Below are 25736 nucleotides of genomic sequence, written 5' to 3'. Positions count from 1 at the left end.
TTAGATGACTTTCTGCAAGTGTAACAAAGACGTCAGGGTGTCAGTGAATTGATTTACATCATAGAGCGCGCGTTGATTGTTGCTTTGAATCGCCACGGGTTTAACAGACACCTCAGAGTCATTTAAGATGGCTTAAAGAGAGGTGCCCATGAGCGGTAAGCGTTATCCCGAAGAGTTTAAAACTGAAGCAGTCAAACAGGTTGTTGATCGCGGTTATTCTGTTGCCAGCGTGGCAACACGTCTCGATATCACCACCCACAGCCTTTACGCCTGGATAAAGAAGTACGGTCCGGATTCTTCCACTAATAAAGAACAGTCAGATGCTCAGGCCGAGATCCGTCGTCTCCAGAAAGAGCTGAAGCGGGTTACCGACGAACGGGACATATTAAAAAAAGCCGCGGCGTACTTCGCAAAGCTGTCCGACTGAGGTACGCCTTTATCCGTGACAACACCTGTTGCTGGCCTGTTCGCCTGCTCTGTCGGGTGCTGGATGTTCATCCCAGTGGTTTTTACGCCTGGCTTCAGCAGCCGCATTCTCAACGCCATCAGGCAGACCTGAGACTGACAGGACAGATTAAACAGTTCTGGCTGGAATCGGGATGCGTCTATGGTTATCGCAAAATCCATCTGGATCTGCGGGACAGCGGGCAACAGTGCGGAGTGAACAGAGTCTGGCGACTGATGAAACGTGTCGGGATAAAGGCTCAGGTCGGATACCGGAGCCCGCGGGCACGTAAAGGCGAGGCCAGTATCGTGTCGCCCAACAGGCTCCAGCGACAGTTCAATCCGGATGCTCCTGATGAGCGTTGGGTAACAGACATAACCTACATCAGGACCCACGAAGGCTGGCTGTATCTTGCTGTGGTTGTTGATCTGTTCTCACGCAAAATTATCGGCTGGTCCATGCAATCCCGGATGACAAAGGACATTGTCCTGAACGCACTGCTGATGGCTGTATGGCGGCGTAATCCCCAAAAACAGGTGCTGGTTCATTCGGATCAGGGCAGTCAGTACACAAGCCATGAGTGGCAGTCTTTCCTGAAATCACACGGCCTGGAGGGCAGCATGAGCCGTCGCGGTAACTGCCATGATAATGCGGTTGCAGAAAGCTTTTTCCAGTTGTTGAAACGCGAACGGATAAAGAAAAAGATCTACGGAACGCGGGAAGAAGCCCGCAGTGATATTTTTGATTACATCGAAATGTTTTATAACAGTAAGCGTCGGCATGGTTCTAGCGATCAGATGTCACCGACAGAATATGAAAACCAGTATTATCAACGGCTCGGAAGTGTCTAGATTATCTGTGGCGATTCAAATCGATGACGACTATAACCAGGTCCCCGGCACGCAGCAGACTTTCACATATCATCAGGGAACACCGCATGACTCTGACAGTGAGGTTTTTTATCGAACTGACAAAATAAGGCCGGCGGCTGGGTTTGGTAAATACGCTATCAACTTCCAGCGTACCAATAACTCAAATGATCACTCTATTCTCAAAGTAGAAGAAATACACGCTGTCAATATCCGAAGCAACGTAGTTCATCCGACTGATACGTTGGTTCGCGTCAAGGTGAGAGCAACAGAGAACGCACTGGGAAGCCGTGACAGAAAATATAACGCTCTGGTGACTCGTCAGACCATCAGTTACGACCTGATGACACAGACCGTCGATTACACATTGCGTCCATCGCGTTCCTTTGCTGACGCGGTTGCACATACCTGGATTGTAATGGGCTGGCAGCCAGAAAGCAGCATTGATCTGTACGGGTTGTACTCTATAGCTGAGAGTCTAGATGATGAGCGTCTTGGCTACTTCGACTATACGTTTGACGATGAGAACGACTCACTTGGAGACAGGGTGCAGGCGATCTGTAATGCAGCGTCTGTTATGGCGTACTGGGATGACGGTGTACTAACGTTCACCCGCGATCAGAAAGTCGATTACCCGGCGGCAGTGTTCAACCGGGCGAATATGAAGACTGATGAGTACAAAATGACGTATGAGGCCACGCTTCCTGGTGGTTATGACGGAGTCCAGGTCTCCTACGTTCACCCGACAACGAATAACAAGACGTACATCAACTACCGCGTGCTGAACGGAGCTATTGTCGAGCAAGAAGCGGAGAACCCGAACAAGCTTGAGATAGTGGGATTCCGTAACGAGTACCAGGCTCGGGAGAGAGCGCTGCGCGAAACAAAGCGTCTTATTTACTCGCGGGTGAAGATGAACGCCAAGGTGTTCGAGGATGGAATCATTCAGGTCGGTAGCGTCATTCAGATGCCGGACATTTATGACAGCAACCAGCAGCAGGGTTATATCTCAGGGCGAGCTGGTAATGACTTTGATACCAGCGAGCCGATTACGTATTCCGGTTCTATGTATGTCCTGGTAACTGACAGTATGGGAAACCCGACCCTGCGTTACCCAGCAACGGCCCGCAGCGACACAAAATACGGCTTCACTGCGGCAATTCCCAATATTCAGCTCAACATCTGGAACGGAGACACAGTGCAACTCCCGTCGCGCTATCTCATAGCGACAGTGGAAGAACTGGACAGCCAACTATGGACGGTAAACAGCATCAAACCAAATTCAGATAACACGGTATCTCTTACCGTCGCAGAGTACAGCGACGCCATCTACCAATGAGAACCGTCACCTACCAACAAGACCCGGCCACTGCGCCGGGTTTTTTAATGGGAAAATTATGAGCACTACACCAACCAATCAGCCAGTACCAAGTGAAAAGCCGCAAGACCTGAAATTTAACGCGGGAAAAATTGACGAGTTTGTAAACTCTATGGCTCGACAATATATTGACCGTTTTTGTCATGAACATTATACAATTGAGGGAATTAGATGGGTGGCTCAACAGGCCATTGCCGCGTTTGGCTATATCACCATGGATAGTTTCGAAGACGGGAACACACTGACACTGCCAAATCAGATTCTTCGTCTTGAGGACTCCGGAGAATATTATCGCTGGGATGGTAGTTTCCCAAAAGTTGTTCCTATTGGCTCAACTCCTGAATCAACTGGTGGAGTTGGTCCAGGTGCGTGGATGAGTGTGGGAGATGCATCTGCACGGCAATGGGCTGAAACAGTATTTAGAGCATTGCCTGTAGCAAGGGCTCAAGGTTCTTTCCAATCAGGCGGAGTTGCAGAGTCAAACTCAACTGCGTTATTAAATACTCAAGATGGCTTTTATTACACACCGGTTTCAGGAACCATCACAGTACCATCTGGATCTGCCCCAGACTCCAACTGGAAGTGCATCGGATTATTGAATGGATACGATTTTAGTGACGTAAGAAACTGGGTTATTGATTTTTCAGATGCAGATGCTAACACGGCAATTCTTCAACTGATGGCGGATTCTCAAGGAGATGGAGGTAGTATCATTGTCCCCGGCGGTGTAATAGTATCTTTCAATATTTTATGGATTAAAAATAGATTTTTTACAATCAGCGGAAACGGCACTATAGATGGGACATTAAGAATTTGCAAAGGCTCTTATGCTTCATCTTCAGACATATACATGAATTTCTCCATAAGTGGGGTGCGCTTTAAAACTGACAGAAACCTGAAGGATGCAATTCAATTGATCTATGCCAGGGTTGGCGACATACAGTGCAGTGGAGTTGAGGGATACGATAATTTTATACGCGTAATTGCAACTAGTGAACTACCTAACCCAAAAACTTATGGGCAAATGGTTAATAGAATTAAAATTCACCACTGTGCTTACGGTGGGAATATAGATAACATTAAACTTAATTACTTAATTTATGCAGAAGAGAGTGATGGGATAGATTTTCCTGTGGCTGATTGGATTGTAGAATCGTGTGAGGGGCATGTGAATATTAGCCATATTCATTTGAATTGTGCATTTGACGGATTTACAGTGGCAAATTGCATTAAATTCTTCCAAGGTCACCAAGATAAAAGCACAACAAAAAAATCTCACTTCAGAGCGGAAAAAGGTGGGGCGTGGTTACATGTGCATGATAACAAATTATTTGAGTCTGGCGATGCATCAATTTATTTGAATGGAGTTAGCAGGTACAGTGTTCACGATAATTTGTACGCATTTGGTTCCCAGCGCGTTCCAGCAGCGCAAATTGTTGTTGATGGAACCCCATCAGCAGGAGAGTACTTCAGTCATAGTAATATACATGATGAAACAATAATTTCTCCAGCCGGAGAGGGGGTCGCGATAGGAGCAAAACAAGGTAGAGTTAAGGTCCATGATATAACAACCATGAATCCTTCAAGCAGTGATTATTATTACGGCTCTGCATTACAACCAGCAGCAAATGGGTTAGTGATAAATAGTGACACCAGAGCTATTGAAGTGTATAGGACAACAGTAAGAGAGGGGGGGAATTCATTCCCTTTAAACAATAATAATATTTATCAAGAAAACGTTATTGATAAAATCTCAGGTGGGTTTGGTTTTATTCAACAAAGTATTATTAGGGAGTTAATAATAAACTCACCAACAAGCGCAATAGATATCAGCTCAGCTGATGAAGTCCATTTTAATACTCAATCTGAATTCAGTCTTAGCTCTATTTTAAATTCAAATGGAGTCAGGAAGGTGATAACATTTGTTAACTATGGTGCTTCAAATGTAACCATTGTCAGTGGTAGTAACATCAAACTAGCCGGTTCAGTTAATGCCACCCTTACTCAAATGAGCAGTATCACACTATCAGTATCTAGCGATGGATTTTCGTCAGAGATATCAAGGGCAATAATTTAATGTTTAATCATATTTATAGATGATTGAATAAACTGTAACGTACTTAAATATTGTTGATTGTATCTATAATCAATGCGTAATTGATCATGAATGCTTTACTGAGAAATGCAAAACAAACCTCCTGACAACCAGGAGGTTTGTTATTTATTTTATTTAAAAGGATTTCCAAATTCCTTTAGGTACGCAAGACCAAGCTTTTCAGAGGATGAGTAATTTATATGCAGCCCATCCTTTCTATAGAGTAAGTCTCCAGAGATTGAAGCATGACAAACGTTGTCATGACATAGTATTTTATTTGGATCTATAATAGTTATGGCTGGAATTTCTTTTTTTAATCTATACTCGATCCTATCGTCTACAGGAACTCCATACCCGTATTGAATGCTTTCAAGATTTGCGTGATGAAGTTTTTTATCTCTGAGTTTGGCCATTTCAACCTCACCTATACCACTAAAAGGTCTTGCAATTATGTATACCTTAACACCATTTTCAACAAGACTATTTATGTACTTCGAGCGCAGTTCGAATGAGCTTTTACTTATATCAACACGATCTTTATTGAATACTCTATATTCCGGGTTTTCTTCTGTATATTGACCCCAAAAATCAGATATAATTACAATCTTTTGTTTTTTGGCAAAATCAGTTCGTCTGTTGTTATAATCAATTATGCTATTTGCTGTTTCATCTGATACCGGTTTTATAATTGATGAGACAAAAACATTTGGTATTGATGGGGTAGAGCTTCTTGCCGTATCATTGATCATTATGCCTGCGTCTTTCGCAAGCACGTCGATAAAACCAGTATAAGCATTACCAAATGAGTCACCAATCAAAACACCATCAATATCATCTTTTAATATTCCAAGGTGGCATTCCTTATAGTTTCCAACTCTCATCTTTTCCATGCAGTTCTGTCTTATTACGTGAGCTGTATTACTTTCATCTAACTCACTTATCAGACCTTCGACCCTGTACCTAAATCCATCATTTATTAAGATAAATTGCCAAAATGAAACTACAAATAAAATAGGTAGCCCATACATTGCTGCAAATGTTAGTTTTAATGATTTTATTTTTCTAAATGGATTCTCTATTAAGTGATAACTGACTATCGCTGCAACAATAGATAGCGCAATAAGAATAATTGCATTTCCAGTTGTTAGCTCAATCCCTCTGTATTTTGCTAGGGTAATTATAGGCCAGTGCCATAAGTACAATGAGTATGATATTTTACCTATATAAACAAAAATATTTTTTGATAGTAAATGAGAAACGATGCCATTTGATGGTAGCATTACTAAACAGGTTCCTATAACAACTGGAATTGCGAGTATCCCAGGAAAGAAACTGTTGTCATTTAAAGTTAATGCGCTTGTCATTATTAATATAATGCCAACAACTTTAGATGCGCTTGAGTTAAACTTACTATTACTCAAAGTTCTATAATTTATAGCAACTATAGCCCCAGACATCAGCTCGAAAAATCTGAATGGCAGCATCATATACGCCATGTTTTTATCTTGATATACATAATACCAAGACAATAATACAGAGGCCAAAAATATAATTATGAAAATAGAGTTTTTTACATTGTTTTTTTTGCTTTTATATATTAAGGCGATCATTGCTGGCCATAGTATATAATATTGTTCCTCGACAGCAAGAGACCATGTGTGCAACAATGGCTCAAATGCTGTTGATTGGAAATAATTTGTGTGTAAGTAAAAATAAAAATTACTAACACCAAGTAAAGACAATATTGATGTCTTGCTGAAAGAGATTAAATCATCTGGAAGCAAATAATAACTACAATATACAGATACTAACGCTATCATGAAAAACAAAGCCGGAACAAGCCTTTTTATTCTTCTAAAATAGAATTTAGCATAAGAAAAGTTATTTTCTCTAATTTCTTTATCAATTATTAATGTGATAAGAAATCCAGATATTACAAAGAAAACATCAACACCTATGAAACCTCCGCTTATCGGAAAGTTTGCATGATAAAAAACAACTAGTAAAACAGCAATGGCCCTAAGCCCATCAATATCAGGTCTATATTTGAGAGACATATCCATAATCTTGTGGTTGAAGAAGGCGTGAATTCTAGCATCTAAGTTAAGCCAGATCATCATGGTCGTGTCTTTTATGGAGTTTAAATATGGTTATAATATGGCCGATATAAGATGCACACAAAGCTTTGCATCGGTTTGCAAGGCTTTGTGCTGTTCTCACTTAGTCGATTGCATACAATGTTGCAAGACAATTTGAAGCAATGTGAAACAGAGTGGTGCAATCACCACTTTTTTAGTGTTACCATCGTTTTACCGGGTGAGGGACTGAGGATGTCAGTTTTTCATTTGTGTACCAGATTGTGTACCAATTTAGCGATTGTTGGTTAGATGGTTTCACAACTTACTGTAAACAAATAAATTTTCTCTTTGTATGTGATCTTACGTGTGGGTCACCACTGCAAATAAGGATATAACATGCCTGTTATTACTCTTCCTGATGGCAGCCAACGCCATTACGACCACGCTGTAAGCCCCATGGATGTTGCGCTGGACATCGGTCCTGGTCTGGCGAAAGCCACTATTGCTGGCCGTGTTGACGGTGAGCTGGTAGATGCTTCCGATCTGATTGAGCATGATGCGAAGCTCTCCATCATCACCGCGAAGGATGAAGAAGGTCTGGAGATCATTCGTCACTCCTGTGCGCACCTGTTAGGGCACGCGATCAAACAACTCTGGCCGCACACCAAAATGGCGATCGGACCGGTTGTTGATAACGGTTTTTACTACGATATCGATCTTGACCGTACGTTAACCCAGGAAGACGTCGACGCGCTCGAAAAGCGGATGCACGAGCTCGCTGAGAAAAACTACGATGTCATTAAGAAGAAAGTCAGCTGGTACGAAGCGCGTGAAACCTTCGTGAAGCGTGGCGAGACCTATAAAGTCTCTATTCTTGATGAAAACATCGCCCATGATGACAAGCCTGGCTTGTACCATCATGAAGAATATGTCGATATGTGCCGTGGCCCGCACGTGCCGAACATGCGTTTCTGCCATCATTTCAAACTGATGAAGACCGCTGGGGCATACTGGCGTGGCGACAGCAATAACAAGATGCTGCAGCGTATTTATGGTACTGCATGGGCAGATAAAAAAGCCCTGAATGCCTATCTGCAACGTCTGGAAGAAGCGGCCAAACGCGACCACCGTAAAATCGGCAAGCAGCTTGACCTGTATCATATGCAGGAAGAAGCACCGGGTATGGTGTTCTGGCACAACGATGGCTGGACTATCTTCCGTGAACTGGAAGTCTTTGTTCGCTCAAAACTGAAAGAATACCAGTATCAGGAAGTGAAAGGTCCGTTCATGATGGACCGCGTGCTGTGGGAAAAAACAGGTCACTGGGATAACTACAAAGATGCAATGTTCACCACCTCTTCTGAGAACCGTGAATACTGCATTAAGCCAATGAACTGCCCGGGTCACGTACAGATCTTTAATCAGGGTCTGAAATCCTATCGCGATCTGCCGCTGCGTATGGCTGAGTTTGGTAGCTGCCACCGTAATGAACCGTCAGGTGCGCTGCATGGCCTGATGCGTGTTCGTGGCTTCACTCAAGATGATGCGCATATCTTCTGTACTGAAGAGCAGATTCGTGATGAAGTTAACGCGTGCATTCGTATGGTCTACGATATGTACAGCACCTTTGGCTTCGAGAAAATCGTCGTCAAACTGTCCACTCGCCCCGAAAAACGTATCGGTAGCGATGAAATGTGGGACCGTGCTGAAGCTGACCTGGCCGTTGCGCTGGAAGAAAACAACATCCCGTTTGAGTTCCAACTGGGTGAGGGCGCGTTCTACGGTCCGAAAATTGAATTTACCCTGTATGACTGCCTCGATCGTGCATGGCAGTGCGGTACTGTACAGCTGGACTTCTCCCTGCCGTCCCGTTTAAGCGCCTCTTACGTTGGCGAAAACAACGAACGTCAGGTGCCGGTTATGATTCACCGTGCAATTCTTGGGTCGATGGAACGTTTCATCGGTATCCTGACCGAAGAGTTCGCTGGCTTCTTCCCGACCTGGCTTGCGCCGGTTCAGGTTGTGGTCATGAACATCACCGATTCTCAGTCTGAATACGTTAACGAATTAACGCAGAAACTACAAAATGCGGGTATTCGTGTAAAAGCAGACTTGAGAAATGAGAAGATTGGCTTTAAAATCCGCGAGCACACTTTACGTCGTGTCCCTTACATGTTGGTCTGTGGCGACAAAGAGGTAGAAGCAGGCAAAGTTGCCGTGCGCACCCGTCGTGGCAAAGACTTGGGCAGCCTGGACGTAAATGAAGTGATTGAGAAGCTGCAACAAGAGATTCGCAGCCGCAGTCTTCAACAACTGGAGGAATAAGGTATTAAAGGCGGAAAACGAGTTCAAACGGCACGTCCGAATCGTATCAATGGCGAGATTCGCGCCCTGGAAGTTCGCTTAACAGGTCTGGAAGGCGAAGCTTTGGGTATTGTGAGTCTGAGAGAAGCGATCGAAAAAGCTGAAGAAGCTGGAGTAGATTTAGTTGAAATCAGCCCTAACGCCGAACCGCCAGTTTGTCGTATTATGGACTACGGCAAGTTCCTTTATGAAAAGAGTAAGTCTTCTAAGGAACAGAAGAAAAAGCAAAAAGTTATCCAGGTTAAGGAAATTAAATTCCGTCCTGGCACCGACGATGGCGATTACCAGGTAAAACTCCGCAGCCTGGTACGCTTTCTGGAAGATGGCGATAAGGCTAAGATCACACTGCGTTTTCGCGGTCGTGAGATGGCCCACCAACAGATCGGTATGGAAGTGCTCAACCGCGTCCGTGACGATCTGAGTGAACTGGCAGTAGTCGAATCCTTCCCTACGAAGATCGAAGGCCGCCAGATGATCATGGTGCTCGCTCCTAAGAAGAAACAGTAAGGCCTTCAAGTAGCAATGTCTGTGGAGCCTACGGGTTCCACAGCCGTTGTTCGCCTACGTTTCGTTTATTAACAATGCGAAGTGGAAGTTATTAAAATGCCAAAAATTAAGACCGTACGCGGTGCTGCTAAGCGTTTCAAAAAAACCGGTGGTGGTGGATTTAAGCGTAAGCACGCAAACCTGCGTCATATTCTGACCAAAAAATCTACTAAGCGTAAACGTCACCTGCGTCCAAAAGGCCTCGTGTCTAAAGGCGATCTGGGTCTGGTTATCGCGTGCCTGCCGTACGCATAAGCCGTTAACGTTTAATTCATTTTTTTACTAAGAATATAGATACAGGAGAGCACATATGGCTCGCGTAAAACGTGGTGTAGTTGCCCGTGCACGTCACAAGAAAATTTTGAAACAAGCTAAAGGCTACTACGGTGCGCGTTCTCGCGTATACCGCGTTGCCTTCCAGGCTGTTATCAAAGCTGGTCAGTACGCTTATCGTGACCGTCGTCAGAAAAAGCGTCAGTTCCGTCAACTGTGGATTGCGCGTATCAACGCAGCAGCACGTCAGAACGGTATTTCTTACAGCAAATTCATCAACGGCCTGAAAAAAGCCTCTGTTGAAATCGACCGTAAGATCCTGGCTGACATCGCAGTATTCGACAAAGTAGCGTTCACCGCTCTGGTCGAAAAAGCGAAAGCAGCTCTGGCATAAGCCGGTGAAAAGAGGGAGCCTGGCTCCCTCTCTTTTATTTGCAGTACAATCAATTAGTTGACAATTTATCCGTAAGCCTTTTCAATAAAGGTTGTCCGGTTTTTACCACACAAGGTAACGCAAGCATGAATGCTGCTATTTTCCGCTTCTTCTTTTACTTTAGCACCTGAAATCAGGAGGCTTGCGCGTGAAAGAAGAAACGGAAAACAGCGCCTAAAAGCCTCCCTGGTGGAGGCTTTTTTTATACGCGTCATCCTTCAAGTTGTCTCTGTATTGGCTGCATTCGCTCTTTTGCTGCGTTGATACAACTTGAATGATTTTGCGTATATATGAGCGACTAGTGAATATCGCAACATAACGAGGAAAACCATGTCACATCTCGCAGAGCTGGTTGCCAGTGCAACGGCCGCCATTAACCAGGCTTCAGATGTTGCCGCGTTAGACAATGTCCGCGTCGAATATTTGGGCAAGAAAGGGCACCTGACCCTTCAGATGACAACCCTGCGCGAACTGCCGCCAGAAGAGCGCCCGGCAGCAGGTGCGGTGATAAACGAAGCCAAAGAGCAGGTGCAGCAAGCGCTGAACGCGCGTAAGGCCGAATTAGAAAGTGCTGCTCTGAATGCTCGTCTGGCTGAAGAAACTATCGATATCTCCCTGCCAGGGCGTCGTATCGAAAACGGCGGTCTGCATCCTGTAACGCGTACAATTGACAGGATTGAAAGTTTCTTTGGTGAGCTGGGCTTTACCGTGGCGACTGGTCCGGAAATCGAAGATGACTATCATAACTTCGATGCGCTGAACATTCCTGGCCATCATCCGGCGCGCGCTGACCACGACACTTTCTGGTTTGACGCGACGCGTTTGCTGCGTACGCAGACTTCCGGCGTGCAGATCCGCACCATGAAGGAAAAACAGCCGCCGATCCGTATTATCGCCCCGGGCCGTGTATATCGTAACGATTACGATCAGACTCACACCCCGATGTTCCATCAGATGGAAGGGCTGATTGTTGATACCAACATCAACTTCACCAACCTGAAAGGCACGCTGCACGATTTCCTGCGCAACTTCTTTGAAGAAGACCTGCAGGTTCGTTTCCGTCCTTCCTACTTCCCGTTCACTGAACCTTCTGCGGAAGTAGACGTGATGGGCAAAAACGGTAAGTGGCTGGAAGTGCTGGGTTGCGGGATGGTTCACCCGAACGTGCTGCGTAATGTTGGCATCGATCCGGAAATCTACTCGGGCTTTGCATTTGGTATGGGGATGGAGCGTCTGACCATGCTGCGTTACGGTGTTACCGATCTGCGTTCTTTCTTCGAAAACGATCTGCGTTTCCTCAAACAGTTTAAATAAAGGCAGGATAAAACAATGAAATTCAGTGAACTGTGGTTACGCGAATGGGTAAACCCGGCGATTGATAGCGATGCTCTGTCAAACCAAATCACAATGGCGGGTCTGGAAGTTGACGGTGTGGAACCTGTTTCCGGCGCGTTTAACGGCGTTGTGGTGGGTGAAGTGGTTGAATGTGGCCAGCACCCGAACGCTGACAAACTGCGTGTCACCAAAGTGAATGTAGGCGGCGACCGTCTGCTGGATATTGTCTGTGGTGCACCAAACTGCCGTCAGGGGCTGAAAGTGGCTGTGGCAACCGTTGGTGCCGTTCTGCCGGGCGATTTCAAAATCAAAGCCGCGAAACTGCGCGGTGAGCCGTCTGAAGGTATGCTGTGCTCATTCTCTGAGCTGGGTATTTCCGACGATCATAACGGTATTATCGAACTGCCGGCCGATGCGCCAATTGGCACCGATATCCGTGAATACCTGAAGCTTGACGACAACACTATCGAAATCAGCGTTACGCCGAACCGCGCCGACTGCTTAGGCATTATCGGTGTCGCACGTGATGTTGCTGTGCTGAACAAAGCTCCGCTGGTTGAGCCGGAAATCGCGCCTGTAGCGGCAACCATTAGCGACGTCCTGCCGATTCAGGTCGAAGCCGTGGAAGCCTGTCCACGCTATCTGGGCCGCGTGGTTAAAGGCATCAATGTTAAAGCGCCGACCCCGCTGTGGATGAAAGAAAAACTGCGTCGTTGCGGTATTCGTTCAATCGATGCCGTGGTTGACGTGACTAACTATGTGCTGCTCGAACTGGGCCAGCCGATGCACGCATTCGACAAAGACCGCATTGAAGGCGGAATTGTTGTCCGTATGGCAAAAGAGGGTGAGACCCTGGTATTGCTGGATGGCAGCGAAGCGAAGCTGAATGCGGATACGCTGGTGATTGCGGACCATAACAAAGCGCTGGCGATGGGCGGCATCTTTGGTGGCGAACATTCCGGCGTGAATGATGAAACGCAAAACGTCCTGCTGGAATGTGCATTCTTTAGCCCGCTGTCTATTACCGGTCGCGCACGTCGTCACGGTCTGCACACCGATGCTTCTCACCGCTATGAGCGTGGTGTCGATCCGGCTCTGCAACATAAGGCCATGGAACGTGCAACGCGCCTGCTGATCGATATCTGCGGCGGCGAAGCGGGTCCAGTCATTGACGTGACGAACGAAGACACGCTGCCAAAACGCGCAACCATTACGCTTCGTCGTAGCAAACTGGATCGTCTGATCGGACACCATATTGCGGATGAGCAGGTGAGCGACATTCTGCGTCGTCTGGGTTGTGACGTGACGGAAGGGCAGGATGAGTGGAAAGCGGTCGCGCCGAGCTGGCGTTTCGATATGGAAATCGAAGAAGACCTGGTCGAAGAAGTCGCCCGCGTATACGGTTATGACAATATCCCGAACACGCCGATTCAGGCTGGTCTTATCATGGGTACGCATCGTGAAGCGGATTTGTCGCTGAAACGTGTAAAAACCATGCTGAATGACAAAGGCTACCAGGAAGTAATTACCTACAGCTTCATCGATCCGAAAGTCCAGTCGCTGCTGCACCCGGGTGAAGAAGCACTGCTGTTGCCAAGCCCAATCTCTATTGATATGTCGGCTATGCGTTTGTCCCTGTGGACCGGCTTGCTGTCTACGGTAGTGTATAACCAGAACCGTCAGCAGAACCGCGTACGTATTTTTGAAACGGGTTTACGTTTCGTACCGGATACACAGGCCAATCTCGGGATCCGTCAGGATCTGATGCTGGCGGGCGTGATCTGCGGTAACCGTCATGATGAACACTGGAATCTGGCAAAAGAGACCGTTGATTTCTATGATCTGAAAGGCGATCTGGAAGCGGTTCTCGACCTGACCGGCAAACTGGCAGACATTCAGTTCAAAGCTGAAGCGAATCCAGCACTGCATCCGGGTCAGTCTGCGGCGATTTATCTGAAAGGTGAACGTATTGGTTTCATTGGGGTTGTTCATCCTGAACTGGAACGTAAACTGGATCTGAACGGTCGCACTCTGGTGTTTGAACTGGAGTGGAATAAGCTCGCAGACCGCGTGGTGCCTCAGGCGCGTGAAGTTTCTCGCTTCCCGGCGAACCGTCGCGACATCGCGGTTGTTGTGGCCGAAAACGTTCCCGCTGCGGATATTTTATCCGAGTGTAAGAAAGTTGGCGTAAATCAGGTAGTTGGCGTAAACTTATTTGACGTGTACCGCGGTAAGGGTGTTGCGGAGGGTTATAAGAGCCTCGCTATCAGCCTGATCCTTCAGGATACCAGCCGTACACTTGAAGAAGAGGAGATTGCCGCTACCGTCGCCAAATGTGTAGAGGCATTAAAAGAGCGATTCCAGGCATCATTGAGGGATTGAACCTATGGCGCTTACAAAAGCTGAAATGTCAGAATATCTGTTTGATAAGCTTGGGCTTAGCAAGCGGGATGCCAAAGAACTGGTCGAGCTGTTTTTCGAAGAGATCCGTCGTGCTCTGGAAAATGGTGAGCAGGTAAAACTCTCTGGTTTTGGTAACTTCGATCTGCGTGATAAGAATCAACGTCCGGGCCGTAACCCGAAAACGGGCGAAGATATTCCCATTACAGCACGGCGCGTGGTGACCTTCAGACCCGGACAGAAGTTAAAAAGCCGGGTCGAAAACGCAACGCCCAAAGAAGAGTGATTTAACGATCCGTTAAGTCACTTGCTCTGCCATCAAAGCGGCAGCGCAAACCATGATATATAACTAAAAAGGCCGCTCTGCGGCCTTTTTCCTTTTCACTACCGAATCAGCACCGTAGAATCACCTTCATCTCTTTTCAGCAGAATGGAAAACATGCTGACTTTCGCCCATCAACAGCAGCGTCGAAGTGTGCGCTGGATACTGTCACTGTCAGTACTTATGCTACTGGCAACGATTCTAAGCTTGTGCGCAGGAGAACAATGGATCGCTCCCGGCGACTGGTTCAGCGCCCGCGGCGATCTGTTCGTCTGGCAAATCCGACTTCCCCGTACCCTTGCCGTTTTGCTGGTAGGCGCTGCGTTGGCCTTATCAGGCGCAGTGATGCAAGCTCTCTTTGAAAATCCGCTCGCCGAGCCGGGATTATTAGGCGTGTCTAATGGCGCGGGAGTCGGGCTCATCGCGGCGGTGCTGCTGGGGCAGGGGCAACTTCCCGGCTGGGCATTGGGCCTTTGCGCCATTGCCGGGGCGCTGATTATCACGCTCATACTGCTACGTTTCGCCCGCCGCCATTTGTCTACCAGCCGTCTGCTGCTGGCAGGGGTGGCGCTGGGGATTATCTGTAGCGCGCTGATGACATGGGCCATCTACTTCTCCACCTCATTTGACTTACGACAGCTGATGTACTGGATGATGGGGGGCTTCGGTGGCGTAGACTGGCATCAGGCCTGGCTCATGATAGCGTTGATTCCGGTACTGGTGTGGATCTGCTGTCAGTCGCAGCCGATGAATATGCTGGCATTAGGAGAGATATCTGCTCGTCAGCTGGGGCTGCCCCTATGGTTCTGGCGCAACCTGCTGGTGGTCGCCACGGGCTGGATGGTCGGCGTGAGCGTGGCTCTGGCAGGGGCGATTGGTTTTATTGGGCTTGTGATCCCGCATATTTTGCGACTGTGCGGCCTCACCGATCACCGTGTTTTATTGCCAGGTTGTGCGTTGGCTGGTGCAATCGCATTACTGTTTGCTGATGTTGTCGCGCGTCTGGTGCTGGCCTCGGCTGAGTTACCTATCGGCGTGGTGACGGCCACCATGGGCGCACCGGTATTTATCTGGCTATTGTTAAAAGCCGCGCGCTAGAACGCGTTGGTTCGGTCTATGATTAAACACTGAAAATCCACCTGTTGTTCTGGAGATGCTATGCAAAACACTATCCTCGATACAGAAGTGACGACCATCGACGGCGAGGTTACCTCACTGCAGCCGTATTCCGGAAATGTGCTGTTAATCGTCAACGTTGCTTCAAAATGTGGACTGACGCCGCAGTACGAGCAACTGGAGAATCTGCAGAAAACCTGGCACCAACAGGGCTTCAGCGTTCTTGGTTTCCCTTGCAATCAGTTTCTGGGCCAGGAGCCGGGCAGCGAAGAGGAAATAAAAACGTACTGCAGTACCACCTGGGGCGTAACTTTCCCGATGTTCAGCAAAATTGACGTCAACGGCGAGGGACGCCATCCGCTGTATCAGAAGCTGATTGATGCCGCGCCAACGGCCGTTGCACCTGCGGACAGTGGGTTCTATGAGCGAATGGCGAGCAAAGGTCGTGCGCCGCTCTACCCGGACGATATTCTGTGGAATTTCGAGAAGTTTTTAGTGGGGCGCGATGGAAAAGTGCTGCAACGATTCTCACCGGATATGACGCCTGAGGATCCCATTCTGGTGCAAACCATCAAGCAGGCGCTGGCAAACTAATGTCTCGATTGATGCAGCTACAGGACGTCGCGGAATCGACCCGTCTTGGCCCGCTTTCTGGTGAGATAAAAGCAGGAGAGATCCTGCATTTAGTGGGACCAAACGGTGCCGGAAAAAGTACGCTGTTGGCGCGTATGGCGGGTCTGACGAACGGAGAGGGCAGCATCACTTTTGGTGATATGCCGTTGGAGGAATGGCCGGCTGCCAGGCTGGCGCAATATCGTGCCTATCTTGCGCAACAGCAAAATCCCCCGTTTGCGATGCCGGTCTGGCATTTTCTGACGCTGCATCAACCCGACAAAGCACGTACCGATCTGTTACAGGAGGTCGCCGATGCGCTCGGCCTGGGAGATAAACTGGGGCGCGGCGTGAACCAACTCTCCGGCGGTGAGTGGCAGCGTGTGCGCCTGGCTGCGGTTATCCTGCAGATTTGCCCACAAGCGAATCCATTAGGTCAGCTTTTACTCCTGGATGAGCCGATGAACAGTCTGGACGTCGCGCAACAAAACGCACTGGATCGATTGTTGAGTCAGCTGTGTTTGCAGGGCATAGCGATTGTGATGAGCAGTCACGACCTTAATCACACCTTACGCCATGCGCATAAAGCCTGGCTACTCAAACGCGGGAAACTGCTTGCCAGTGGTTCTCGAGATGCGGTACTGACGCCGGCTAATCTGTCTGCGGCCTATGGCGTCAACTTCCGACGTTTGGATATTGAAGGGCACAGAATGCTCATATCAACCACTTAAGTTAAATGGGTTCTTGAAAATCATATAATTTCCACGCTAAATTGGTATAAAAATAAAATTCAGAGGATTCGTACTGAATGCGCTTTTGGCTCCTTTTAATCACAGCATTGTTTTTGGCGGGCTGCAGCAGCCATCGTGCGCCTGCGCCAAATGCCCGCTTGTCGGATTCAATCGCCGTTATCGCCGGTCTTAATGATCAGCTACAAACCTGGCATGGCACACCCTATCGTTATGGTGGTATGAGTCGTAGCGGGGTGGATTGTTCTGGATTTGTTTTGATGACGATGCGCGATAAATTCGATCTGCAACTCCCACGCGATACGCGTACGCAATCAAAGATTGGTACCGAAATTGATAAAGACGATTTGCTGCCCGGCGATCTGGTTTTCTTTAAAACCGGGTCTGGGGAAAGCGGTCTGCATGTCGGTATTTACGATACCAATAATCAATTTATTCATGCTTCAACCAGCCGTGGAGTGATGCGCTCGTCTCTGGATAACGTTTACTGGCGTAAAAACTTTTGGCAGGCGCGACGTATTTAATCCCCACAACTCCGAGGCTGCCATCGAGTGGCAGCCTCGACATCACCGTTTGAAAGTTAACTTTTATTTCTGCTTTGGGTTAGACAATACCCATGAACATTAAGAGCGTATCTTGCTAAAAATATGATTTATTCCGAGATATTAAAAAGTGCAAAGCTGGATATTCGCTTATAATCAGGATAAGCTAAAAAAAAGGATTCGATTTACCGGCTAAAAAGGGAAAAATGAAAGGGCCTCTACTTGCATCAGCAGTAACGTATTTCTTCATCCTTTGCTACAGGATGCCGGATAACACCCATGCAGCGGGGCTGGCACGATGATTGTTTCACTGGATAATCTTTACCATTCTGAGTTCTCTTTTCTTCCTGCGAGAAGCGAAAAAGGCGATCTTGAATTCGTCGACATCATCACCAATTTCGCCAGTGCACATGGGGATGTGCGTATACCCACCGAGCTGGTCCTACCTCGGATGTCAGACGACGAACAATGTCGTTTATTTGTAGAAAAACTAGAATTAATCGAAACGTGCCAACATTTTTTTATTCAGCGAAAAGTATTTGCCTGGATTAATTTAACGCCAGCAATTGCTAATACTTTATTATCAGATACTGAACTTGCTTCACAAGTTGAACGATTTTCATTTCTGGAGCTGACTATTAATGAAAGCTATCCGGAGTTAAACAAAGGCAAAGATAATCCAACATTGGCCGCACTTGCTGCGCGATTTCCATTAGTCCTGACAAACTATGGTGCTGGCGGTATATCAACCCGGGCAATTTTTGACGGCCTGTTCAAACGCGTCGTTCTGGATAAAAACTTTGTTCAACAAAGGATTGCACATATTTCGTTTGAACCGTTTATGCGGGCTATTCTGGCGCAACTATCTCCCAGTTGTGAGTCAATAATCATTAGCGGAATTGATACACAAGAGATGCTGGAGCGCGTTTTGCCTGTGGGATTCAGTGCCATGCAGGGAGGATTGTGGCCTGCAGTGCCTCCTGCGCAGATAATTTCGCTTGCTAAGATATAACCCTTTTATTTGCTGGTGTTTAACAAGCCATTAACAGTCTACACTAGAGGCAGGAGGCCCTATGACCCTGTCTTTTACCACTCGCTGGCGTGATGAACTACCAGCAACTTATACCGCGCTTTCACCCACCCCTTTGAAAAATGCGCGCCTTATCTGGCATAACGATGCGCTGGCGGAGCAATTAGCTATTCCTGCGGCGCTATTTGATATTCCAACTGGTGCGGGCGTTTGGGGAGGCGAATCGCTGCTTCCCGGAATGTCGCCTTTAGCCCAGGTTTATAGTGGGCATCAGTTCGGCGTCTGGGCTGGTCAGCTTGGCGACGGACGTGGGATCCTGCTGGGCGAACAACAGCTTGCGGATGGTTCAACGTTTGACTGGCACCTGAAAGGCGCCGGACTCACGCCGTATTCCCGCATGGGTGATGGGCGCGCCGTGCTGCGCTCGACCATTCGCGAAAGCCTGGCCAGTGAAGCGATGCACTACCTGGGAATACCGACCACGCGGGCATTGTCGATTGTCACCAGCGACACGCCGGTGTATCGCGAAACGGTCGAAGCGGGGGCGATGCTTATCCGCGTGGCGCAAAGCCATATGCGGTTTGGCCATTTTGAGCATTTTTACTATCGCCGGGAGCCGGAAAAAGTGCGCCAGTTGGCTGACTTTGCGATTCGCCATTACTGGCCGCAATGGCAGGAAGACGCCGATAAATATCAGCTGTGGTTTAACGATGTTGTCACGCGTACTGCGACGTTAATCGCTGACTGGCAGGCGGTAGGATTTGCGCATGGTGTTATGAACACGGACAACATGTCGATTCTGGGTCTGACGATGGATTACGGTCCATTCGGTTTTCTTGATGATTACGTGCCCGATTATATCTGCAACCACTCTGACAACCAGGGGCGATACAGTTTCGATAATCAACCGGCCGCCGCGTTGTGGAACCTGCAACGTCTGGCGCAAACCCTGTCGCCGTTTATCCCGGTCGAGGCGCTCAATGATGCGCTGGACAGTTACCAGCTGGCGCTGTTAACTCGCTACGGTCAGCGGATGCGGCAAAAGCTCGGCTTCTTTAGCGAGCAGACAGACGATAACGAACTGCTTAGCGAGCTGTTTAGTCTGATGTCGCGGGAAAGAAGCGACTATACGCGAACGTTTCGCATGCTCAGCCAAACGGAACAACACAGTGCGCAATCTCCGTTGCGCGATGAGTTTATCGACCGCGCAGCGTTTGACGACTGGTTCACGCGGTATCGCTCGCGCCTTCAGCAAGACAATATTGCCGATGCTGTCAGACAAACCCAGATGAAGGCGGCTAACCCGGCGATGGTATTACGTAACTGGCTGGCGCAACGGGCGATTAGTCAGGCAGAACAGGGGGATTACGCCGAGCTGCATCGGTTGCACCAGGCGTTGCGTACCCCGTTTGCCGATCGTGATGATGACTATGTCAGCCGTCCACCTGACTGGGGCAAACGGCTGGAAGTGAGTTGTTCAAGCTAAGGGGCCAGAAATACCTGCGGGGAGGCGTTGGCCGGATGCTGGCCAACGTGTACCTGAGCACCGTACCAGCGCTTCAGGTCATCGGCTTGTAACACAGTTTCCGGTGTTCCCTGCGATACCAGCCTGCCGTTGTGCAGCAGCACTATTCTGTCTGCCCACAGTGCGGCGAGGTTCAGATCGTGAAGCACAATGCACACATGCAGCTCTCCCGAAGAGGTAAGCGTTTTTAGCATGCGCAACAGATGCTGCTGGTGGTAAAGATCCAGCGCGGAGGTCGGTTCATCAAGGAATAACCAACCGCGAGGCGCACCGTCGCACCAGAGTTGTGCCAGCGCACGGGCTAACTGTACTCGCTGTTGCTCGCCGCCGGAAAGCGCGGCGTATTGCCGACCCGCCAACGGTGTGCATCCGGTCATTTCCATCACCTGAGCGATAAGCCGGGGCTCCTGCTGTTGGGTCCACGGCGCGCGGCCCATCGCGATGACGGCCTCTACCGGCCAGTCGAATCCCAACAGTGTTTGCTGGCGCATCACTGCCCGATGCCGCGACAGGGTCTGGGTAGACCATTCATGCAGCGATTTGCCCGCCAGCACGCAGCGCCCGCTAGCGGGCTGCAGAAAACCGGTCAGCAGGCGCAGCAGGGTGGATTTTCCCGCACCGTTTGGGCCGATGAGCGCAACCAGTTCACCTTTTGTAAGGGTGAGCGATACGTCGTCAATCACCGCTCTGCCAGCTACGTGATAGTGAAGCCCTTCAGCGATGAAATGTTCAGCCATGCGCTCCTCGCTGACGAAAAATAAGCCATAAAAACCACGGTGCGCCGAGAAGACTGGTCAACAGACCGACTGGCATCTCCGCAGGCGCAGCCGCAGTACGGGCCAGGGTGTCGGCAATCAGCAATAAAAACGCGCCCGCCAGCACGGAACCCGGAATAACGGCCCGATGGTCTGAGCCGAGCCACATACGTATTAAATGTGGGATTACCAACCCGATAAAGCCAATCACCCCGCTTACCGCCACGGCTGAGGCAACCAGTAATGCGCTACAAAGCAGCAAAATACGCTGGATTGTACGTACATCAACGCCGAGATAATGCGCCTCTTCCTCACCCAGTTGCAGAAGATTCAGCGCCGGAGCAAGTCGCCAGATGATCAGCACTGTCGGGATTGTCAGCGAAGTGACAGCCAACAGCGTGGACCACTGTGCGGCCCCCAGACTTCCCATTCCCCATAGCGACAGCTGGCGCAGTTGCGCATCATTACTGACCCACGACAGTACGCCAACCGCCGCCCCGCAGAGCGCGTTGATGGCAATGCCGACCAGCAGCAGGCGGGAGAGCGAACCGTCGCGCTGTTGGCTGAGGATAAAAATCACTACGGTTGCCGCCAGCGCGCCGAAAAAAGCGGCCAGCATTGGAGCATACAACATCATCAGCGCGGGCAAAGAGACAGGCAGCACCACCCACAGGGCCACAGCGCAGGCAGCGCCGCTGCTTATTCCCAGTAATCCAGGGTCTGCAAGCGGATTGCGAAACAGCCCCTGCATCACGCAGCCAGCGAGCGCCAGAGAGCCGCCAATCACCAGTGCCAGCAGGACGCGGGGAAGACGAATCGTGAGCCAGATTTGACGCAGTGCCTCATCGCCATCACGCCAGAGCAGACTTACCGGCAGGCGCAACGCGCCAAAACCGGTAGCCAGAACCGTCATTGCAATCAGCATCAATGCCAACATCCACAACGAACAGGTGATCCGCCGGGACATCAGGGCAATTGCTCCGCTTTAGCACGAAGCTGCAAAATAGCCTGTGGCGTGCGAACGCTGAAGCCCAACAGCGCCATATCGTCAACCTGCAATACCTGTTTATTCCTTCCGGCAGGTGTTTGCGCAAGTCCCGGTAGCGCCCACAGATTATCTTCGCCACCCATCGCCTTAACGCCGTCCTGCGAAATCACCACCAGATCGGGCTGGCTGGCAATGACGCCTTCTTGTGACAGCGGCTGATAGCGATTAACGCCCTGCATCGCGTTGCGTAGACCTGCGGCACGAATCGCCGCATCGGCTCCGGTTTGCTGGCCCGCCGCCATCGCGGTCATCCCGCCATGATTGAGAATAAACAGCACACGTTTATTAAGTTCAGACGACGGGAGCGTCGCCAGTTCCTGACGTAACGTTGCGCGCAGCTTTTCGCCGTCGGCCTCCCGATGAGTAGCCTCAGCGATAACCCGAACTTTTTCATCAATCGCGTTAAGATCGTTGCTTGCTGGGATCGTGACAACCTTGACGTTGCTCTGCTCAAGCTGTTTTAGCGCTAAAGAGGGCTGTGCCTGCGCGCTGGCAAGGACCAGCGTAGGGCGGGTAGCCAGGATCCCTTCGGCGTTGAGCTGGCGCAAATAACCAACATCAGGTAACGCGGTTGCCGCAACAGGCCACTGGCTGGTGCTGTCTCTCGCCACAAGGGAGGGTTGTGCTCCCAGTGCGTAGACAATCTCGGTGACATCGCCACCGAGCGCAACAACCCGTTCCTCGGGCGCAGCCAGCGCCGCGAAGGGCAGCAGCGCGATCAGGGCCAGCAGTTTTTTCATGCGGCCAGTCCTTTCGGCGTCAGTGCGTCAATCTGTTCGCGCCATTGCGTCTGCTCCGGCTCGCCTTCCGTACGTTGACCATACAGCTGGGCGATTTGCGTGCCGTCGGCAGCAAACAGCTCCAGACTGGTGACGTGACCATCGGCGGTCGGTTTACGCGTCACCCACGTTTCTGCCACGCTCTCTTCCAGTAGATGCAGGGTAAAGGTTGGGTTGAAGATGTTCAGCCAGCCTTTCATCGGTACCAGTTTTTCAATCACGCCGGTAAATATCTGTACACAGCCGCGATTACCCACAAAAACCATAATTTCGTTGCCATCCTGACGCGCGGTGTCGAGTAATTGCGCCAGTGCGCTATTAGAAACCTTACAGGCCAGATCGTCGCCAACCAGATTAAACGCCTGTTGGCGGGTGAGATCGTGGCGTTTCAGCAGACCGAAGAACTGATGGACATCGGTCATCGCTCGCCACTCTTGATCAACGGTCTGTGCGTCGACAGTGACGGAGGCAGGCACAGAATTGTTGACGGGTTGCAGCACCAGCGGCGGGTTTTCTGCAAAGATGAAACGGGTCAGCAACGCCGCCCATTCCTCAACGAGGGTATTTTGTGTGGTATAGACCTTCAGCAGTGCGTCTCCCTGATGGTCAAAGAACTGAATGCTCTGACGCTCGCCGTGGGCGGTGGTCTCACTGATATGAAAAGCGCTTGCCCACTGATTTAGGAACAGACGCAGGTCGAGTGCACGCGGATTAAGAACCAGCCCGGCATGGCCGTTCAGGTGCTGATTGGTAAAAGCGCCAACCTGTTCATGCACCGCATATTCGTTGCGGCAAATGCATTTGGTTTCACCAACCGCTTCCAGTGCGCCGAGGATTTCGCGGACTTCGCCACGTAAGCGCCAGGCGTCATGGCCGACGCGCGCAAAGGTCAGTTCGGCTTCACTAATATTCATCAACCCTGCAATGTCGCGTGCGTATTTGCCGGGATTTTCTTTCTTCAGTTCCAGCCAGCGTGTGTAATGATTCATTGTCTCTTCCTTCCAGATTGCGGCCCCGGCGAACCGGGGAAAAGTGATTACCACTGATAACTCACGAAAATTTTGCCATTACGACCATCCTGCGGAATGCCTTGCGGCGACCAGTACTCTTTGTCGAAGGCGTTGCCCAGTACCAGCGTGGTGGTCATGCCTTTCAGTGCTTGTTGGCCCTGATAGCTCACGTAAAAATCGTTTACCGCATAGCCAGGCTGTTTAGCGTAGGTGCTGCTGATATGCGTTGAACGGTCAGCAAATGTCCCGATCCAGCCTACGGAGAAACCGCTGTGCGCAACCGGCACATTCAGTTTGCTGGTGACGGTGTCCGGATTAATGCTGGAAATGTATTCACCTGTGTCAGTATCTTTGCCGCGTGTGCGGTTATAGGCCATGTCGAGGCTGAACAGGTCGGCGGTATATTTCGCCATCACGTCCCAACCCCAGATTTTGGCATTGGGAACGTTATAGGACATGGTTGTCGCAGCGGCAAAGTCAACGCTGGTGGAGATGTAATCTTTTGCTTTGGTATCGAAATAGCTGGCTTTAAATTCGAGCGCATCGCTCGCCATCAGCAGATCGTCAAAGCGCAGGCCAAATCCGTATTCCTGCGTTTCGTTAGTTTCCGGGCGCAGGTTAGGGTTTGGCACCCAGTAGTTAGTGTAGAAACGACCAATCGAGAAGTGTTTCGCATCGTTATACATTTCGCCCATGGTTGGCGCACGGAAGGCCTGAGCGTATGAACCGAACAGCATCAGCCAGTCGGCTGGCGTAACGGTGAGTCCGGCGCGGGACGACCATTTGTCAGCATCAACATCTTCATAGCCGTCGCTGCTGCCGCGATAAGAGTCATAACGGGTACCGCCCAGCAGCGTAACCGGCAGGTCACGCAGGGTGATTTCATCCTGTAGCCAGCCGGAGCTGAAATCGATCTTTGCCTCCGGGAAACCGGTGGTTGAACCACCCGGTTGTTGTTCCTGGCGATAGTATTCACCGCCGTAGGTCAACAGGTGAGATGCAAAAGAGTCGGTAAACAGGCGGCTGCGGTTGTCGATCTTCCCGCCTTTGGTGGTTTGCTTGCGAAATTCGCCAGTGTTATCTGCGTTCTGAACATTAATGCGCGCTTCGGACCAGTAGATACGGGCATCCGCGTTCAGCCAGTCATTGTCTGCCGGAGCGAGCGAGTAGGTCAGTTGCGCATCACGCTGGATCGTTGAACGGTTGGTCATCGGGTTGCTGGCATCCGCCACACTGGTCTGCGGGTTTTTAGGTTCCCGGGCGTCATTGTTGTAGTAACGCAGCGAGCCGGCCAACGTCTGGGCGCTGTCAATTTTCCAGCTACCTTTCGCCAGCATATTGTTAATTGCTTCATCATTCGGCGCAGTAGTACCGTCACTCTGGCGTAAATCACCGCGATCGCGGCTGGACCAGGCAAGCAGTCCGTCCAGCGTATCGGTACGGCCATACGTGCTGGCACCCATACCGAGGCTGTGATCGCCGGTTGCCGCGGTACCGAACACGCGGTAACCGCTGTTTTGTCCGGCTTCCAGCAGATCTTTGGCATCCGCAGTGTCATAGGCGATCACGCCGCCCAGCGCGCCGCTACCGTACAGTAGTGCGGAAGGGCCACGCACGACTTCGATACGTTTGATAAGCGCCGGGTCGAGGAAGGTGCTGTTCAGGTGTCCGGTGTCAGTTCCCTGACGAACGCCGTCAACCAGTACCAGAACGCCACGTCGATCGTAGCCGCGCAGATTCACGTCCTGGCCATTGGTACGACCCGTTCCATCGAGGGTTAGACCCGGAACCGTCCGCAACAGATCGGCTGCCGAACTGGCGGTCTGGTTTTCCGGGGCGGTGGCATCAATCACGCTGACCATCATCGGCGCTTCAAAGGCACTACGGGCATTGCCGGTGGCGGTAACGGTCATATCTTCGACCGCCGCATAGGCTACGGCGGGCAGGTTACTGACAATCGCCAGCGCCAACAGCGACGGGCGCAGGGAAGCGGTGTGCAGGTAAGGCATAGCAACTCTCCATTAGGAAATCG

Annotated in this window: 22 protein-coding genes, 1 pseudogene and 1 other annotated feature; of the genes and pseudogenes, 17 read left to right on the top strand and 6 right to left on the bottom strand. The window is 49.9% G+C overall.

Annotated features, from left to right (window positions below; translation table 11 throughout):
• Positions 1-148: 148 nt before the first annotated feature.
• From SK33_RS13515 to SK33_RS26445, 3 genes and pseudogenes are all read left to right on the top strand, one after another.
• Positions 149-1296 (top strand): IS3 family transposase gene (locus SK33_RS13515; RefSeq protein WP_113772681.1). Its coding sequence is split into 2 segments (ribosomal slippage): positions 149-386 and positions 386-1296, totalling 1149 coding nucleotides; the frame shifts between segments, so codons are not numbered across the junction.
• Positions 1297-1312: 16 nt separating this feature from the next.
• Positions 1313-2653 (top strand): annotated as a pseudogene (locus SK33_RS13510) (host specificity factor TipJ family phage tail protein); the annotation flags it as partial.
• A 58-nt stretch (positions 2654-2711) separates the two neighbouring features.
• Positions 2712-4769, top strand: coding sequence for a hypothetical protein (locus SK33_RS26445; RefSeq protein ID WP_048219028.1), 2058 nt, complete (start codon positions 2712-2714; stop codon positions 4767-4769).
• 149 nt (positions 4770-4918) lie between these two features.
• On the opposite strand, the gene SK33_RS13500 is transcribed toward SK33_RS26445, so the two are convergent.
• Positions 4919-6907: an acyltransferase family protein gene (locus tag SK33_RS13500; protein WP_251363588.1), complete on the bottom strand. Its 1989-nt coding sequence runs from the start codon at positions 6905-6907 to the stop codon at positions 4919-4921.
• A gap of 354 nt (positions 6908-7261) precedes the next feature.
• On the opposite strand from SK33_RS13500, the gene thrS reads away from it, so the two are divergent.
• The 14 genes from thrS to selO all read left to right on the top strand — a co-directional run bounded on the left by thrS (position 7262) and on the right by selO (position 20073).
• Positions 7262-9190: a threonine--tRNA ligase gene (gene thrS / locus SK33_RS13495; protein WP_003832572.1), complete on the top strand. Its 1929-nt coding sequence runs from the start codon at positions 7262-7264 to the stop codon at positions 9188-9190.
• Between the two features lie 3 nt (positions 9191-9193).
• On the top strand, positions 9194-9736 hold the full coding sequence (gene infC, locus SK33_RS13490; RefSeq protein ID WP_048997935.1) for a translation initiation factor IF-3: 543 nt from the start codon (positions 9194-9196) through the stop codon (positions 9734-9736).
• 96 nt (positions 9737-9832) lie between these two features.
• Positions 9833-10030 carry a 50S ribosomal protein L35 gene (rpmI, locus tag SK33_RS13485; RefSeq protein ID WP_003030583.1) on the top strand — a complete coding sequence of 66 codons (198 nt, stop codon included), beginning with the start codon at positions 9833-9835 and terminating at the stop codon, positions 10028-10030.
• Positions 10031-10085: 55 nt separating this feature from the next.
• Complete coding sequence (rplT, locus tag SK33_RS13480) at positions 10086-10442, top strand: 50S ribosomal protein L20 (protein ID WP_003030578.1); 357 nt, start codon at positions 10086-10088, stop codon at positions 10440-10442.
• A 120-nt stretch (positions 10443-10562) separates the two neighbouring features.
• Positions 10563-10687, top strand: a sequence feature (Phe leader region).
• The gene (gene pheM, locus SK33_RS13475; RefSeq protein WP_001386830.1) at positions 10568-10612 is read left to right on the top strand and encodes a pheST operon leader peptide PheM; all 45 of its coding nucleotides are present in this window, start codon (positions 10568-10570) and stop codon (positions 10610-10612) included. It overlaps the preceding feature by 45 nt.
• A gap of 124 nt (positions 10688-10811) precedes the next feature.
• Entirely contained in the window at positions 10812-11795 is a 984-nt protein-coding gene (gene pheS, locus SK33_RS13470; RefSeq protein ID WP_003832580.1) for a phenylalanine--tRNA ligase subunit alpha, read from the top strand.
• A 15-nt stretch (positions 11796-11810) separates the two neighbouring features.
• Positions 11811-14198: a phenylalanine--tRNA ligase subunit beta gene (gene pheT / locus SK33_RS13465; RefSeq protein WP_048219027.1), complete on the top strand. Its 2388-nt coding sequence runs from the start codon at positions 11811-11813 to the stop codon at positions 14196-14198.
• Between the two features lie 4 nt (positions 14199-14202).
• Complete coding sequence (gene ihfA, locus SK33_RS13460; RefSeq protein ID WP_003030571.1) at positions 14203-14502, top strand: integration host factor subunit alpha; 300 nt, start codon at positions 14203-14205, stop codon at positions 14500-14502.
• A gap of 153 nt (positions 14503-14655) precedes the next feature.
• On the top strand, positions 14656-15636 hold the full coding sequence (btuC, locus tag SK33_RS13455; protein WP_048219025.1) for a vitamin B12 ABC transporter permease BtuC: 981 nt from the start codon (positions 14656-14658) through the stop codon (positions 15634-15636).
• Positions 15637-15696: 60 nt separating this feature from the next.
• Positions 15697-16248, top strand: a complete 552-nt coding sequence (locus tag SK33_RS13450; protein WP_003030569.1) for a glutathione peroxidase — start codon at positions 15697-15699, stop codon at positions 16246-16248.
• Positions 16248-16997, top strand: coding sequence for a vitamin B12 ABC transporter ATP-binding protein BtuD (gene btuD, locus SK33_RS13445; protein ID WP_003030567.1), 750 nt, complete (start codon positions 16248-16250; stop codon positions 16995-16997). Before SK33_RS13450 ends, btuD begins: the two co-directional genes overlap by 1 nt.
• Before the next feature lie 77 nt (positions 16998-17074).
• On the top strand, positions 17075-17539 hold the full coding sequence (locus SK33_RS13440; RefSeq protein ID WP_003836644.1) for an NlpC/P60 family protein: 465 nt from the start codon (positions 17075-17077) through the stop codon (positions 17537-17539).
• A 316-nt stretch (positions 17540-17855) separates the two neighbouring features.
• Complete coding sequence (locus SK33_RS13435) at positions 17856-18569, top strand: EAL domain-containing protein (RefSeq protein ID WP_003836643.1); 714 nt, start codon at positions 17856-17858, stop codon at positions 18567-18569.
• A gap of 61 nt (positions 18570-18630) precedes the next feature.
• Positions 18631-20073 carry a protein adenylyltransferase SelO gene (gene selO, locus SK33_RS13430; protein WP_048219024.1) on the top strand — a complete coding sequence of 481 codons (1443 nt, stop codon included), beginning with the start codon at positions 18631-18633 and terminating at the stop codon, positions 20071-20073.
• Here selO and SK33_RS13425 read toward each other — a convergent pair.
• The 5 genes from SK33_RS13425 to SK33_RS13405 are packed head-to-tail and all read right to left on the bottom strand — an operon-like array spanning position 20070 to position 25713.
• Complete coding sequence (locus tag SK33_RS13425; protein ID WP_048219023.1) at positions 20070-20849, bottom strand: heme ABC transporter ATP-binding protein; 780 nt, start codon at positions 20847-20849, stop codon at positions 20070-20072. The two genes, selO and SK33_RS13425, sit on opposite strands and share 4 nt — an antisense overlap.
• Positions 20842-21834: a FecCD family ABC transporter permease gene (locus tag SK33_RS13420; RefSeq protein WP_048219022.1), complete on the bottom strand. Its 993-nt coding sequence runs from the start codon at positions 21832-21834 to the stop codon at positions 20842-20844. The genes SK33_RS13425 and SK33_RS13420 overlap by 8 nt, the downstream gene beginning before the upstream one ends.
• Positions 21834-22655 carry a heme/hemin ABC transporter substrate-binding protein gene (locus SK33_RS13415; protein ID WP_048219021.1) on the bottom strand — a complete coding sequence of 274 codons (822 nt, stop codon included), beginning with the start codon at positions 22653-22655 and terminating at the stop codon, positions 21834-21836. The genes SK33_RS13420 and SK33_RS13415 overlap by 1 nt, the downstream gene beginning before the upstream one ends.
• Positions 22652-23683, bottom strand: a complete 1032-nt coding sequence (gene chuS, locus SK33_RS13410; RefSeq protein ID WP_048219020.1) for a hematinate-forming heme oxygenase ChuS — start codon at positions 23681-23683, stop codon at positions 22652-22654. Before chuS ends, SK33_RS13415 begins: the two co-directional genes overlap by 4 nt.
• 47 nt (positions 23684-23730) lie before the next feature.
• Positions 23731-25713 (bottom strand): TonB-dependent hemoglobin/transferrin/lactoferrin family receptor, encoded by a 1983-nt coding sequence (locus SK33_RS13405; protein WP_048219019.1) that lies wholly within the window; start codon positions 25711-25713, stop codon positions 23731-23733.
• Between the last annotated feature and the right edge of the window lie 23 nt (positions 25714-25736).

Source organism: Citrobacter sp. MGH103 (assembly GCF_001034475.2).
GTDB classification, from domain to species: domain Bacteria; phylum Pseudomonadota; class Gammaproteobacteria; order Enterobacterales; family Enterobacteriaceae; genus Citrobacter; species Citrobacter freundii.
This window is presented reverse-complemented; position numbering and strand designations above follow the sequence as displayed.